Origin of the sequence: Burkholderia sp. Ac-20384, assembly GCF_017104605.1 — a bacterium.
Lineage (GTDB): Bacteria > Pseudomonadota > Gammaproteobacteria > Burkholderiales > Burkholderiaceae > Burkholderia > Burkholderia lata.
Map to the genome: position 1 here is coordinate 1 of NZ_JAAGPE010000238.1, position 14,541 is coordinate 14,541.

Annotated in this window: 14 protein-coding genes and 1 pseudogene; 5 read left to right on the forward strand and 10 right to left on the reverse strand. The window is 68.0% G+C overall.

Going from position 1 to position 14,541, the window contains the following annotated elements:
- Positions 1-197 (reverse strand): annotated as a pseudogene (locus G3O00_RS31155) (hypothetical protein); the annotation flags it as partial.
- A 238-nt stretch (positions 198-435) separates the two neighbouring features.
- Between G3O00_RS31155 and G3O00_RS31160 the strand changes: the two are divergent.
- Positions 436-663, forward strand: a complete 228-nt coding sequence (locus G3O00_RS31160; RefSeq protein ID WP_206145301.1) for a DUF2945 domain-containing protein — start codon at positions 436-438, stop codon at positions 661-663.
- A complete protein-coding gene (locus G3O00_RS31165; protein ID WP_174935164.1) occupies positions 660-1,256 on the forward strand; it encodes a DUF488 domain-containing protein in 597 nt (198 codons plus the stop codon). Before G3O00_RS31160 ends, G3O00_RS31165 begins: the two co-directional genes overlap by 4 nt.
- A gap of 48 nt (positions 1,257-1,304) precedes the next feature.
- On the opposite strand, the gene G3O00_RS31170 is transcribed toward G3O00_RS31165, so the two are convergent.
- Positions 1,305-2,600: a right-handed parallel beta-helix repeat-containing protein gene (locus G3O00_RS31170; RefSeq protein WP_206145302.1), complete on the reverse strand. Its 1,296-nt coding sequence runs from the start codon at positions 2,598-2,600 to the stop codon at positions 1,305-1,307.
- A 624-nt stretch (positions 2,601-3,224) separates the two neighbouring features.
- On the opposite strand from G3O00_RS31170, the gene G3O00_RS31175 reads away from it, so the two are divergent.
- Both G3O00_RS31175 and G3O00_RS31180 read left to right on the forward strand, forming a co-directional pair.
- Positions 3,225-3,962 carry a sulfite exporter TauE/SafE family protein gene (locus tag G3O00_RS31175; protein ID WP_206145303.1) on the forward strand — a complete coding sequence of 246 codons (738 nt, stop codon included), beginning with the start codon at positions 3,225-3,227 and terminating at the stop codon, positions 3,960-3,962.
- Positions 3,963-4,180: 218 nt separating this feature from the next.
- Positions 4,181-5,122, forward strand: coding sequence for a LysR substrate-binding domain-containing protein (locus tag G3O00_RS31180; protein ID WP_206145304.1), 942 nt, complete (start codon positions 4,181-4,183; stop codon positions 5,120-5,122).
- A 158-nt stretch (positions 5,123-5,280) separates the two neighbouring features.
- Here G3O00_RS31180 and G3O00_RS31185 read toward each other — a convergent pair whose 3' ends face one another.
- The 3 genes from G3O00_RS31185 to G3O00_RS31195 are packed head-to-tail and all read right to left on the reverse strand — an operon-like array spanning position 5,281 to position 7,713.
- Positions 5,281-6,471, reverse strand: a complete 1,191-nt coding sequence (locus G3O00_RS31185; RefSeq protein WP_206145305.1) for an FAD-dependent oxidoreductase — start codon at positions 6,469-6,471, stop codon at positions 5,281-5,283.
- Positions 6,468-6,638 (reverse strand): rubredoxin, encoded by a 171-nt coding sequence (locus tag G3O00_RS31190; protein ID WP_048250728.1) that lies wholly within the window; start codon positions 6,636-6,638, stop codon positions 6,468-6,470. Before G3O00_RS31190 ends, G3O00_RS31185 begins: the two co-directional genes overlap by 4 nt.
- 19 nt (positions 6,639-6,657) lie before the next feature.
- Positions 6,658-7,713 carry an aromatic ring-hydroxylating dioxygenase subunit alpha gene (locus G3O00_RS31195; protein WP_011354395.1) on the reverse strand — a complete coding sequence of 352 codons (1,056 nt, stop codon included), beginning with the start codon at positions 7,711-7,713 and terminating at the stop codon, positions 6,658-6,660.
- Between the two features lie 420 nt (positions 7,714-8,133).
- Here G3O00_RS31195 and G3O00_RS31200 point away from each other — a divergent pair, with 420 nt between their 5' ends.
- A complete protein-coding gene (locus G3O00_RS31200) occupies positions 8,134-9,513 on the forward strand; it encodes an amino acid permease (RefSeq protein ID WP_011354394.1) in 1,380 nt (459 codons plus the stop codon).
- A 147-nt stretch (positions 9,514-9,660) separates the two neighbouring features.
- Here G3O00_RS31200 and G3O00_RS31205 read toward each other — a convergent pair whose 3' ends face one another.
- From G3O00_RS31205 to G3O00_RS31225, 5 genes are all read right to left on the reverse strand, one after another.
- Positions 9,661-10,239 carry an NnrU family protein gene (locus G3O00_RS31205; RefSeq protein ID WP_206145306.1) on the reverse strand — a complete coding sequence of 193 codons (579 nt, stop codon included), beginning with the start codon at positions 10,237-10,239 and terminating at the stop codon, positions 9,661-9,663.
- A 307-nt stretch (positions 10,240-10,546) separates the two neighbouring features.
- Positions 10,547-11,551, reverse strand: coding sequence for a TfoX/Sxy family protein (locus tag G3O00_RS43540; protein ID WP_346779011.1), 1,005 nt, complete (start codon positions 11,549-11,551; stop codon positions 10,547-10,549).
- Positions 11,521-12,630, reverse strand: a complete 1,110-nt coding sequence (locus G3O00_RS31215) for a malate/lactate/ureidoglycolate dehydrogenase (protein WP_206145307.1) — start codon at positions 12,628-12,630, stop codon at positions 11,521-11,523. The genes G3O00_RS43540 and G3O00_RS31215 overlap by 31 nt, the downstream gene beginning before the upstream one ends.
- Positions 12,631-12,678: 48 nt before the next feature.
- Positions 12,679-14,133: a M20 family metallopeptidase gene (locus G3O00_RS31220; protein ID WP_206145308.1), complete on the reverse strand. Its 1,455-nt coding sequence runs from the start codon at positions 14,131-14,133 to the stop codon at positions 12,679-12,681.
- Positions 14,134-14,213: 80 nt separating this feature from the next.
- Positions 14,214-14,541: nitronate monooxygenase (locus G3O00_RS31225; RefSeq protein WP_206145309.1), on the reverse strand; the 328-nt coding region annotated here is incomplete at its 5' end.

Sequence of the window (14,541 nt, forward strand, 5' to 3'; positions counted from 1 at the left end):
TCACCGCCCGCACCGCCACCCACTGCCCCGCCGATCACGGCGCCCGTGCTGCCGCCAACCGCGTTACCGACCGCCGCGCCGGCAACGCCACCCAGCGCGCCGCCCAGTGCGTTGTTCGTGTCGCCTGCCACGGCCGGCAGCGACGCCACCGCCACCGCACCGGCCACCACGGCCATCCCTGCCCATTTCTTCAGCATCTGTCTGCCCTCTCCGCCTTGCGAGATATCGATGCGCAAATCTAGCACCTTTCCGGAAAGCCCATCGTAATGAAGGGTTAAATCGGGCATTGTCCTGGCCGGCGCGCGAGTTTTGGCGGACTGTGTCTTTTTCCACGAACGGCCGCGGCCGATAATGGACACGCCATGCCTCCCGGCATGACGACACACGCGCCGCGAGGATCGACGCACACCGCACCCGCCAAGGAGGGTCTCCTGCATGACGACGCCGTTCAAGCCGGGCGATCGCGTCCGCTGGAATTCCGAAGCCGGCTACGTGACCGGCACGATCATCGCGATCCACACCGCGGACTTCGACTACAAGGGCCACCGCCATCGCGCGTCGCCCGACGATCCGCAGTACGAGATCAAGAGCGACCGCACCGACCACATCGCCGCGCATCGCGGCCGCGTGCTCGAGCGCATCGCGAACAAGGACGACGCATGACGCTCCCGTTCTACACGATCGGCCACTCGAACCGCACGCTCGACGAGTTCGTCGGGATGCTCGACGCGGCCGATATCGCGTTGCTCGCGGATATCCGCAAGATGACGCGCTCGCGCACCAATCCCCAGTTCAACGAAGCGACGCTGCCGGACGCGCTGGCCGCCGCCGACATCGCGTACGAGCACATCGCCGCACTCGGCGGGCTGCGCGGCAAGTCGCGCGGCGTACCCGACGACGTCAACGACTTCTGGACCAACCAGAGCTTTCACCGCTATGCCGATTACGCGCTGTCACCCGAGTTTCGCGACGGTCTCGACCGGCTGATCGCACAGGGGCACGCGCAGCGCTGCGCGATCATGTGTTCGGAAGCGGTGTGGTGGCGGTGCCACCGGCGCATCGTGTCCGACTACCTGATCGCGCGCGGCGAAACGGTGCTGCACATCATGGGTCGCAACCGCGTGGAACCCGCGCACCTGACGGCCGGCGCGGTAATCCGGCCCGACGGCACGATTGTCTATCCGGACATCGGGGACGAAGGGGACGCCGGGGACGACGCCACGGCGCCGGGGGCAACCGCGCCCCCGAACGCATAGCGCAGCGCCCCGTTCGATGGCACGGCCGGCAGCGCATCGCGAACATCGTCAGTTCCGCGCCGGCGCGGACGCGCCATTCGCCTGCATCAGGTTCGTGCGCACCGCCGGCATCCCCGACGTCACCGCGCCGCCGGCCGGAATCGTCCCGGACGGCGACGCGCCGACCGGCGGCGCCAGCGCGACGCCGCCCAGCGAATTACCGTAGGCGACGATATCGGCGGCCGGGCACTTGTTCGTCAGCAGCGACACCGGCGTGCCGGCGATCGACGCAAGCGTCGTGTCGGTCACCGCGAAATGGCAGACGTTCCCCAACGCCCGGAAGCCGGCATAGCCCGAGCCCGATACGCGGTTGCCCTTCACGACGACGTACGACACCGTCCCCGACCAGGTATCGAGCTCGATCGCGGCCTGCTGGGTCGGCTGCAGGCCGTTGTTCGCATTCGTGCCGTCCTGGATCGCGCCGACGACGTTGTTCTCGATCACCACGTCCGACACGCCGTAGGTGTTCCAGCCATCCTCCTGCGCGATCAGGATGCCGGCCGCCTTCTGAACGCCGCTGACGGTGTTGTTCGAAATCGTCACGGTCCGCCCGCCGACCACGGAGATGCCGCGCCCCCAGTAGTTGCCCGACACCGTATTCCCGTCGATCAGCACGTTGGCGTTGAGACGGCCGTCGCCCTGATAGCTGACGACGGCGATCATGTCGTCGCCGGTGTCCTTCACCGTGTTGCCGCGCACCAGCACGTTGGTCGAGCCATAGGTGGTGTGGATGCCGTCGGCCAGCGTCGCCTGCACGGTGTTGCCCACGATCGCCACGTTGCTGCCGCCGAATATGAAGATCCCGGCGCTGGCGCCCCCCTGGATCGTCACGCCGAGCACCTGGACGCCGGTGCCCGTCACCTCGACCTTCGTCGATGCGGGCGTCGTCAGCCGCGTCGTACCCGTGCCGACCAGCGTGACGCCGACGAGCGTCGAACCGCTGCCGCTCATCACGATGGTCTGATCGGTCGGGTTGGTCGCGGCCAGCGTCGCGCCATAGCCCGAGATCACGACGTTCGCTTTGGACACCGTCAGCGACCGGCCGACGGCGTAGCGTCCCGGCGCGAGCACGAGGTGCTGGCCCGGCTGCAATGCATCGAACGCGGCCTGCAGCGCGTCGGCCTGGTCGCCGCCGTTCGCCGTCGGCTGGACGGTCACGGTCGGAAGACCCTGCGCAATGCGCGACGGATGCGCATGACGCGTGCCGCCCGGCGTGTAGGCGCCCGCCGGCGATGCGGCAAAACATGCGGTGCAGATCAGGCAGACGGCCGTACTCGGACCGACCCCTCGAAACGATTTTTTCATGGTTGTTCTCTCACGCCCGTTCGCCCGCGACGACCAGCCAACGGCTGACGCTCGCAGGGCGTTCGAGCAACGGCGATCGTACGACGCGTGGCACACGCACCGTACCATCCCGACTGCGACATTCATTTGCTCCGCCGATACGGCGGAGCAACGGCAACGAAGCGCCGTCGCGTGGCCGCGATCGACACCCGGTCGCCTGTTCGCCCGCCGGCGCCCATGCGTGTCCCCCCGAGGAAAGGCGGCCCGATTCCGACGCGCCGGCACCGCGTGGCCGGAATCGAACCCGTCAACAGGAACTGCGTTCCCGAGCGCACCGGACGCCGGCTGCCCCCCAACCCTGCCGGTTCTTTCCCGCCGCTCATCAACCAGTCTATTTCGCGCGCACCGTTCGGCAATCCGACATTGGCCGCGCGACGTCGTAAGACCGCCCGTCCGGCTGCCCGGGCCGTCATCGACCTTGGTCGCGGGCAGTCCGGCACCGCCGCCCGCGCCGGCCGGGAAGGCCCGCCACGACACCGCAATCGCACCAGTTCACGCCGCCTGCCGTCCTGCATTACCATCGGGCGTTCGCCGCGCCTGCCCGCCTCCGGCAGGCAAACCCCGTCACCTTCCGCTCCCGCTCCGATGCTCGCTCTCGTCATCCTCGCCGGCCTCTGGGCCGGACTGCAGAACACCCTCGCCGGCGGCGGCTCGTTCGTCACGCTGCCCGCGCTGATCGTGTCGGGCATGTCGCCGCTCGCGGCGAACATCACGTCGACGGTCGCGCTGTTTCCCGCGCAGGTCACGACCGGCTGGGCGAGCCGCAACATGGTGCGCGGCGTCGGCAAGCTGTCGTTTCGCGCGATGTTCTTCATCAGCGTGGTCGGCGGTGCGCTCGGCGGGCTGCTGTTGCTGAAAACGCCTTCGTCGATCTTCTCGCGCCTCGTGCCGTGGCTCGTGCTGTTCGCGACGGTCGTGTTCGCGTGGGGCAGTTTTTTCCGCAAGCCGAGCGAAGGCACGGCCCACCTCGGCACCGTCCCCGCCGCGCTCTCGCAGTTCATGATCGCGATCTACGGCGGCTACTTCGGCGGCGGGCTCGACTTCCTGATGATGGCCGTGCTGACGATGGCCGGCCTGTCGCCGCGCCACGCGATGTCGACAAAGAACGCGCTCGCGGGCGTGATGAACGCATCGGCCGTCGTGCTGTTCCTGACGTCGCCGCACCTGCACTGGGGCAAGGCGCTCGCGCTCGGCGGCGGCGCGATCGTCGGCGGGCTGCTCGGCACGTGGGCGCTGCATCGCGTGAACGAACGCGTGCTGCGGATCGGGATCGTCTGCATCGGCGCGGTGCTGACCGTCGGGCTGTTCGTCAAGCCGATCTGACGCGAATGCGTCGCGCGTGCCATTCGTACCATTCGTACCACTGGCGCCGCACCGGCAGCCATTCCGGGGCCATGACGGCACGGACATAGACGCGATATCCGATCGGTTATGAAGTCCGCCGCGCAAGGCCGCTCGCGCGGCTCCGGATATCCGCTCGATTGACGACCGAAATATCGCTACGTATACATCGGGTCACGATATCCCCACCGGCAGCCCGCATGTCCCGATACGTCATCGACGCACATCTTCTGAAGATCCTTCACACGCTCATCACCGAATCGAGCGTCTCGCGAACCGCCGTGTTGCTCGGACAATCGCAACCGACCATCAGCGTCGCGTTGCGCCGGCTGCGCGCGATCACCGGCGATCCGCTGCTGGTGCGAAGCGGCAGCCGGATGGTGCCGACCAGTCACGCGATGACGCTCGTCGAGCCGCTCGACCAGGCGCTCGCCGGCATCGCCGCCGTGCTGAACCCGGCCAGCACGTTCGATCCCGCCACGACGCACCGCACCTTCCGGATCGGCTCCCCCGACTATCTCGACGTGTTCTTCCTGCCCGCGATCGTCGACGCGTTCAAGCACGAGGCGCCGGGCGCGCGTATCGAGTTCCAGCACCTGATGACCGTGGACGGCGGATACGAACACGCGCTCGAAAGCGGCTCGCTCGACCTGGCGGTCGGCAACTGGAGCACGCCACCGCAGCAGTTGCATCTGCAGCCGCTGTGCCGCGACGATCTCGTGTGCGTGATGCGGGACGACCATCGAATCCGGCGCGGCCAGCTCACCGCGGACGTCTACCGCGAAGCCGACCATCTCGGCGTGACGACCCATCACGCGACCGGGCTCGGCACCATCGACCGGGAACTCGCGCGCGGCGGCCTGTCGAGAAACGTCACGACGACGATGCCCTATTTCGGCATGGCGCCATACGTGCTGATGCGCTCGAACCTGTTGTTCACGACGACGCGCACGCTCGCGACGCACTTCTGCAGCCTGCTGCCGCTGCGCATCGAACCGATTCCGTGCGCGCCGCAGGCGTTGACCTACTACCAGCTCTGGCACGACCGCACGCATCGCAGCGCGGCCGCCGTCTGGTTGCGGCGCCTCGTGTCCGGCGTCGCGAAGAAGCTGGTGCCGGAAATCGCGCGCCGCCCGCATTGAAACGCAAAAAAGCCGCGAGCCAAGGCTCGCGGCAATGAACGGACAGCCCCGCATGCAGCGTGCGGGTCGCGTCCGCGACAGGAGTCGGTCAGCAAGGAAGCTGCCTGTCGATGGCGCATCTGGAAAGGCGCCATGTCGGGATCGACGCGGGCCGCAGGCTATTTCGCTGCGTCGGCGGCCATCGTCTTCAGCAGCGCGGCTTTTTCCGCCGTTGCCGCATCGAGCAGTGCGAAACCCGTGATGCGCCCGGAATCGGGATCGGCGCAGAGCGCACGCGTCGCGCGCGGCGCGTCACCCACGCCTACCTCCGTGGTCCAGCGGCCACCGCCGTCCGCCGCGACGACCACGGCGGGGATCGCCGGCGTCTTGACGACGATCGGCATCACCGGAAACGCCACGCGTGTCGGCGTGCCGTGCAGGCACTGCGCGAGTGCGCGTGCCGCGTGCATGATCGGCAGCACATACGGCCGCACCCGCCCTTCGATCGCCGCGCAGTCGCCGAGCGCGAAGATGTCTGGCGCACTCGTGCGGCACCCTGCGTCGGTCACGATGCCGTCCGCGACGTCGAGCCCCGCGTCCCGCGCCAGTGCCACTCTCGGCACGAGCCCGATCGCCGATATCACGAGGTCGGCCTCGAGATGCCCACCGTCCGCCAGCGCAAGCCGGTACCCGCGTGCGAGACGCGCGATCGAGCGCACGCCCGTGCCGAGCCGCAGGTGCACGCCCGCGTCGCTCAGCGCATGTCCGAACACGCGGCCGGCCTCCGTCGGCAGCAGTCGCGACAGCGGCGCGTCGGCGGGGTCGATCACGGTCACGGTCAGCCCCGCCGCGACCAGGTCGTTTGCGAACTCGCAACCGATCAGCCCCGCGCCGAGCAGCGCGACCGAGCGGCAGTCGCGCAGCCCGCCGCGAAACCGCGCGTAGTCGGCCAGGTCGTTGATCGACAGCACGTCGGCCGCGCCGTCGCCTTCGCAGGGCACGCGCCGCGCATCGGCACCGGTCGCCAGGACGAGCGCGCGATAACGCTGCGTACTCCCGTCGTCGAGCACGATCTCGTGTTCGTCGGCGCAGATCCGCCGCACCGCGCAGTGCGTCCGGATGGTTGCGCGCAGCTGTTCCGCCATCGTCCGCGCATCGGACATCGCGAGCTGCTCGGGCGTCTTGCGTTGCGCGAGCGCGTTCGACAGCGCCGGCTTCGAATAGAAGCTGCCGTCGTCGCGGCTGATCATCACGAGCGGCGTGTCGCCGTCGAGCTTGCGCCATTCGCGTGCAACCGTATAACCCGCGAGGCCCGTGCCGACGATGACGACCGGATCGCCGCGGCTGCCAGACGTTTCGTTCGTGCTCATGCCGCCACCACCTGCATGTCGAAATCGTGCTTGCCGGTCGCGCAGTCCGGACACATCCAGTCGTCCGGCACGTCTTCCCAGCGCGTGCCGGCCGCGATCCCGTGCTGCGGCAGGCCTTCGGCCTCGTCGTATCGAAACCCGCAGATCACGCATTCCCAGATCTTCATCATGGCTCCCGTGCGCCGCTCAGCGCGCATAAGACTGGCCGAGCCCGATCTCGCCGAGCGCGCGCCGGTATGCACCGGACGAGCGATCGGCCAGGATCGGCGCTTCGTGCGAACGGTCGATCGGCAAATCCTCCGGGCACTGCTGCTCGACGATCTCGCGATCTTCCTCGAATACCTGGCGATTGAATTCATAGACGTCGTCGAGCGGCAGGTCGTGATCGAAGTTGCGCGCGATCGGCACGAACAGGCGCGTCAGGCGGGCGGAAACCGGGCTGGCCGCGTTCAGGATCGCGAGCCGGCCGCCTTCCGGAAAATGCACGGTGAGGCGCGCGAAGAACGGCACGTCGACTTCGAACACGCGCCGCCACAGAAAGCCCTCGGGTGCGCGATGCTGCATCGACTTCGGAAAGTTGCTGACCGTGCTCACGTATTCCGCATGCAGGCCGTTCTCGCGCCGCTCCACCGAGTATTGCGGCACGACCGGATTGCGGCGGTCGGCAAAGCTCTCGTGATGAATCCATGCGAAGTGCGCGACGTCGATGAAGCCTTCCGTCTGCCGGCCGGCCGACGCGCGAATGTCGATCGACGGCGGCAGGATCTGCTGGAAGCCTTCCGCATTCCACGCGGGGAAATCCGGCAGCGGCAGCTCGCCGCCGCCCAGCGACACCCATACGAGCCCGTAGGCCTGCTGCGCCGCATAGGTCGTCAGGCACAGGCGCTCCGGAATCGGGCCGTCGGGCTGCGACGGGATGCGCACGCACTTGCCGTCCGCCGCGTATTCAAGGCCGTGATACGGGCACACGAGCCGATCCTCGACCACCCAGCCGCGGCTCAGCGGCGCGCCGCGGTGCGGGCATACGTCCCGTGCCGCGACGATGGCGCCGCCGGACCGGAACAGCACGATGCGTTCGTCGAGCAGCGTCACGGCAAGCGGACGATCGCCCACCTCGGTCGCGAACGCGACCGGATGCCAGTAGCGGCTCAGGATTTCCCAATCGCGCACGTCGAACGTGCAATGGCGGGGCGGAACCGGCGCGCGTGACCGAGTCAACGGCACGACCTGGGTATGCGTCATTCGTGTCTCCATGAAGCGTTGTCGTCGACGCGGCGATCGTCGAACTTGAAGACGTTGCCGCGTGGAAACAACGATATCGGGAGACCGGCGCCGCTCCCATCGCCGCGCCGTCATGTAGTTCATGCCGACGCGGGCATGGACGAACCGGCAATTGATGAGCAAACCGCAAGACGTCTTTCGCATATCTCGTTTGCCGTGACGGCAGTGTCCGCCCACAATCCGGGGTTGCCGTCGTCATCGCCCTCTCGCGGGCACCGACCGGCACTTCGCGGCCGCCATTCCGTTTCACCGCCGGCGGCCCGGCACATCGCGTCACACACGCTCCCTCGACATCGGCGCCCCTTGCGGCGGCAGAACGCTTGCCGCCGCGCTGCCCGATGCGTTCCCGGCCAACGGGCCAACAATAACTAGAGGTAGGAGATGCAGGACAACTCGTTGAGGCAAAGCCTCAAGCAACGGCACATCACGATGATCGCGCTTGGCGGCGTGATCGGCGCGGGCCTGTTCGTCGGCTCCGGCGCCATCATCGCGACCGCCGGCCCCGCGGCGATCCTGTCGTACCTGATCGGCGGCGTGATCGTCACGCTGGTCATGTTCATGCTCGGCGAAATGGCCTCCCGCAATCCCGACAGCGGATCGTTCTCCACCTACGCGAGCAGCTATCTCGGCGAATGGGCCGGCTTCGCGGTCGGCTGGCTGTACTGGTTCAAGTCGATGATGACGATCACGGTCGAGGCGATCCTGCTCGGCGCGATCCTCCACGATTTCCTGCCGTGGCTGCCCGTGTGGGGCGGCGCGCTGTTCATGCTCGTCACGCTGATCGCGAGCAACGCGTACTCGGTGCGCTCGTTTGGTGAAGCCGAATACTGGCTGTCGTTCGCGAAGGTGACGACGATCATCATCTTCATGGCGCTCGGCGCATCGATCCTGCTCGGCTTCCAGCCGCGCATTCCCGCGCCGGGGCTCATCAACCTGACGGATCACGGCGGCTTCATGCCGAACGGCATTTCGCCGGTGCTCGCCGGCGTGATGGTCGTGATCTTCTCGCTCGGCGGCAGCGAAATCGCGGCCGTTGCGGCGGGCGAATCCGAGAACCCGAGCAAGAACGTGATCCGCGCGATCAAGAGCGTGATCGTGCGCGTGATGGTGTTCTACGTCGGCTCGGTGTCGATCCTGATCCTGTGCATGCCGTGGACCGACAAGGCCAACCTGAAATCGCCGTACGTGTCGCTGTTCAGCATGGCGGGCTTCACGAGCGCGGCCGTCGCGATGAAGCTCGTGCTGTTCGTGTCGTTCATGTCGGTGATGAACTCGTTCCTGTTCTCGAACTCGCGCATGCTGTTCTCGCTCAGCCAGCGCGGCCACGCGCCCGCGATGTTCGGCCGGACCAACGCGAAAGGCGTGCCGATGAACGCGCTCGTGCTGTGCCTGGCGATCTGCGTGTCGATCCTCGGCATTCACTTCGTGAGCGGCGGCGACCTGTTCCTGATGCTCGCGAAGAGCAGTGGCGCGTTCGTGATGATCGTGTGGATCTTCATCATCGTCGCGCACTTCGCGATGCGCCGGCAGGAGAAGCACGCACCACGCGATCCGCAGGCGTTCCGCGCGTGGTTTTATCCGGTGTCGAACTGGATCGCGCTGCTGGCGCTGGTCGCCGTGCTCGGCTCGCAGGCGTTCAACCCGGATTCGCGCTTCCAGTTCTGGTTCACGGTATTGACGGCGCTTGCGATCGTCGCGGCATATTTCGTGCGCCGCAAACCGGTGCAACTCGGCGATACTGCCGGCGCGAAGGTGCGCTGACCGTTGCTCCGGGCGGGCGAGCGGCGCGCCGGCAGGCCGTCGCTCAGTCGCTCAACTTCTCAGTCGTTCAACTTCTCAGTCGTTCAACTTCTCAGTCGCTCAACTGCTCGGCCGTTCAACCTCTCGGCCATTCAACTTCTCTGCCGTTCAGCCGAACGGCCGCACGGCGATCAGCCAGCCGTGCAGGAACAGCGCGAAGACGGCCCACACGACGAGCCCGGCCACGATCGCCACGACGTCGCCCGACAGCCTGCCTGCCGGATAGCGCACGCCATCGCGGCGGTCACGCGCACGCCACACGACGAAATCGACGAGCGCCCACACGAAGAACGCGCCGAACAGCACGACTGCGTGCAGCGTGCCGTTCGCGAGCAGGTGCGCGATCGCCCATACCGCCACGCCGGCCACCATCGGATGGCCGACGAGCGTCTTGATGCGGTTGCCGGGCACGTAGGACGCGGCGATCAGCACGAATGCGATCGCGGTCAGCATGCCGGTGAGGTGGCGCACGCCGACGGGCGACACCCACAGCAGCGTCGCGCCCTGGCGCGCGATGCCGTAACCCCAGATGATCAGCACGAAACCGATGATCGATGCGATCGCATAGGGGCCCTTCCAGCCTTTCTCGCCGATCCGCTCGATCATCGCTGACCGCCAACCGTCCGCAACGATCCGGATCGAGTGCACACCGAGGAAGATCGCTAAACCGAGAATCAGGACGAGCATCGGCTATCTCCGTCTGGAATGATGAGTGGGGAAGCATCCCGCGCGACGTACGATGCGCCGTTCGCGGGGCCGGCGGCGAGGCCGGCTCGGGTCGCGCCAGGCACGGGTGCAACCCGCGCCGATCATAAACGCCGGGGCCGCCGTTGTGAAGCATGGGGGATGTGCGGTGCGGCACGAGCTTGACGCATTCGTGACTGTGCGCCCCGGCCGCCCTTGCGCTAGCGGGCGCACGTCGAGTGCACCGCCGGGCGACGGCGGGCCGACCCAGGCGGATAAATCGCGCGGCTTTCGCGTCGCGCGACCGGCACTATGGTTGCTTGCGCTTCGCCGGGGATTTCGCTGCCGGTTTCGACGTCGGATTGGCGGTTCGCTTCGATGCCGGCTTGGGTTCCTGCGCAGGCGCTGCTTTAAGCGGCACTGTCGATGCCGGCTTGACGGTTCGCTTCGATGTCGACTTCGCTTCCTGCACGGGCGCAGGCTTTGGCGACGCTTTCGATGCCGGTTTGGTGGCTCGCTTCGATTCCGGCTTGGCATCTTGAACCTGCGCCGCTTTCAACGCCACTGTCGATGCCGGCTTGGCGGTTCGCTTCGATGTGGACTTCGCTTCCTGCGCGGGTGCAGGCTTTGGCGACGCTTTCGATACCGGTTTGGTGGCCCGCTTCGACGCCGGCTTGGCGTCTTGAACCGGCGCCGCTTTCAGCGCCACTGTCGATGCCGGCTTGGCGGTTCGCCTCGATGTGGACTTCGCTTCCTGCGCGGGCGCAGGCTTTGGCGACGCTTTCGATGCCGGCTTGGTGGTTCGCTTCGATGCCGGCTTGGCATCTTGAACCGGCGCCGCTTTCAACGACACTTTCGATGGCAGCTTGGCGACTCGCTTCGATACCGGCTTGGCTTCCTGCGCAGGCACCGGCTTCGCTTTGCGTACCGCCCTGGCCTTCCGCTTCGGCGGTCCCGCCAGCAACGCCGCGCGATACGCGCTGCGGCACCAGTCGAACAGCGCGCCTGCGTCCTCGAGCACGTCGGCCGGCGCTTCGTAATAGCCGTCGAGCGAAACTGTGCGCGTGGGCCGCTCGTACGAGAACGGCCCCATCCCCGCCGCGACGAACGCCGGACGGTTCACGTCATCCACACGCAGGAACAACGACCCGCGCGACATGAAGCCGAACATCACGCCATCGAGCCGCATCGCCGCACCGCTGAAGAACCGCACGACCGTCACGTTGCCGAGCGGCGCGAGCTGATACGCGATCTCCTCGCCGTGCGCCTTTTCCGATTGCCAGCTCATGCGGATGCCGTGCAGCGCTGCGTCCACGCGTCGAGCTCGGCTTCGTCGAAGCCGACCGCCGCCGCGCTCTCGCGAATCTGCCGCCACGTCGCGCGATCGACCGGAATGCCGCCGGCACCGCGCGCCACGCGGCTCGCCTCTTCCGGCTCGCCCGGCACCTGCACCGGCGCGTCGCCGGCCTGCGGCGACGCCTTCGCCCATGCGACGAACGCATCGGCTTCGCGCTCCGCGTCGGCCGCCTCGAATGCGTTCGGATCGATCAGCACCGACAGCATCCCGTTGACGATCGCGCTCGTCTTCTGCAGCGTGTCGCCGTAGGTCGTATGCCCGCCGACGAGCGCACCACCGAAAATCTCGCACATCGCCGCCAGCGCATACCCCTTGTGCAGCCCGAACGGCAGCAGTGCGCCGAACGGCTGCTCGTGCATCACGGCCGGATCGTCGGTCGGCTGGCCGCGATGGTCGATCAGCGACCCGGCCGGTACGCGCTTGCCCTGGTTGTACGCGACGCGCGTCTTGCCGTACGCGATCGCGCTCGTCGCGAAATCGAGCAGCAGCGGCGGCCTGCCCGCACGCGGATACGCGGCGCAGAACGGGTTCGTGCCGAAGCGTGGATCGGTGCCGTGCAGCGGCGCGACCAGCAGGTCGCCCGGCACGTTGACGAAATGGAACGACACGAGCCCCGAGCGCGCGCATTGCTCGGCCCAGTGCCCGATACGGCCGAGATGATGCACGTCGCGCAGCCCGATCGCACAGATGCCCATGCGCCGCGCTCGGTCGATCCCTTCGACCATCGCCTCGAACGCGATCACCTGGCCGAAGCCGCGCCCGCCGTCGATCGTCAGCACCGCACCGCCGTCGCGGACGATCGATGCGTGCCCATTCAGCTGCAACTGCCCTTCCCGCCATGACGCGACGTAGTTCGGGATCATCCCGATCCCGTGCGAATCGTGGCCCGCGAGATTCGCGCCGACCAGGTGATCGGCGACGAGCGTTGCCTCGCGCTCGCTGCTGCCGGCCCGTTCCCAGAGTGCCGCGACGAATGCATGCAGCGGATCGGCGCGCATGCGCAGCGGTTCGGTATCGGGCGTCGGCAGTGCGGTCATCGGCAAGGTTCCGTCAGGTCGGGTTGGACAGTTGTCAGTGCCAGGCGATCAGCGCGCGGTTGCGATCACGTCCGCGACCGCCGCCGTCAGCTTCTTCGCGTACGGCACGTGCAGGAATTCGTTCGGGCCATGCGCGTTCGACTTCGGCCCGAGCACGCCGCACACCATGAACTGCGCGGACGGGAAGCCTTCCTGCAGCACGTTCATCAGCGGGATCGTGCCGCCGAGGCCCATGTACGCGCAGTCGGCGCCGAAGTGGCGGCGCGACGCGGCATCGAGCGACGACGCGAGCCACGGTGCGAGATCCGGCGCGCTCCAGCCCGTCGCGGCACCCGCGTCCGGCTTGAACGTGACCTTCGCGTTGTACGGCGGATCGAGTTCGAGCAATGCCTTCAGCTGCTGCACGGCCTGCGCGGCGTCGACGAGCGGCGGCAGGCGCAGCGACAGCTTGAACGCGGTGCGCGGACGCAACACGTTGCCCGCATCGGCGAGCGCCGGCAGGCCGGCCGCGCCGGTGACCGACAGCGACGGACGCCACGTCGAATTCAGCAGTGCCTCGCGCGGATCGGTCGTGGTCGGCAGCACCGGCTTGCCGTCCGCGCCGCAGGCCCACGGCAGCCCCTTCCACACGGCGTCGCCGAGAATCGACGCGGCCGCGTCGGCTTCGCGCACGCGGCTGTCGGGAATCTCGCAATGGAACACGCCCGGCAGCAGGTTGCCGTTCTTCGCATCTTCGAGGCGCTCGAACAGCTGGCGCATCACGCGGAAGCTCGACGGCGCGATGCCGCCGAACACGCCCGAGTGCACGCCTTCCTCGAGCACCTCGACCTGCAGGTCGCCGGATACGAGCCCGCGCAGCGACGTGGTGAGCCACATCTGGTCGTAGTTGCCGGCGCCCGAATCGAGGCACACGACGAGCGACACCTGGCCGAGCCGGTCGCGCAGCGCGTCGACGTACGGCAGCAGGTCGTAGCTGCCCGATTCCTCGCAGGTCTCGATCAGGCCGACGCAGCGCGGCCGCTCGATGCCCTGCTCGTCGAGCGCGCCGAGCGCCGCGAGGCTCGCGTAGATCGCATAGCCGTCGTCCGCGCCGCCGCGGCCGTACAGCTTGCCGTTCTCGTACTTCGGCGTCCACGGGCCGAGGTCCGCGCGCCAGCCGTCGAATTCGGGCTGCTTGTCGAGGTGGCCGTACAGCAGGATCGTGTCGGTGCTGCCCGAACGCGTGGCGGGCGACTCGAAGAAGATCACCGGCGTGCGGCCGGGCAGGCGCACGATTTCGAGCTTCAGGCCCTTCACGGGCTGCCGCTCGGCCCACTGCGCGGCATCGGTGACGACCCGCTCGAGATAGCCGCGCTTCGCCCAGTCGGGGTCGAATGCGGGGCTCTTCGCGGGGATCGCGATGTAGTCGGTCAGCGCGTGGAGGATTTCATCGTTCCACTTGCGCTCGATGAAGGTAACGAGCTTGTCATGGTCGAGGACGGGGGTAGTGTCGACGGAGGTCATGGTGGGGATGCCTGGATCGGGCTGACGAAAACCCAGATGATACGCCGATGCTCCCGCGCCGGCGCCCCCTTCCCGGTGGTTCAGACCGCCTGCGGGAACGCATCGCGCAGCCCCGCCGCACACGCCAGCGCGTCGCGCCACAAACGTTGCGTCAGTTCGCCCGCATCCTCTTCACGCGCGAGCGCCGCGGCCTCGCCCGACCACAGCAGCGAGAAGTCGTCGCGGCCTTGCCGCTCGAACGCGCCGCGCAGCGGATCGACTGCGGCCGTCGCAAGCGGGAACGCCGGCGCGAGCGCGCTCATCGGCCCCTGCTCGCGCATGAAGCGCGTCAGCAGCCCGCGCGCGGGGCGGCCCGTGTACAGGTTGGTCATGCGCGTGCCGTCGTCGCGCGCGGCGCGCACCGCCGCG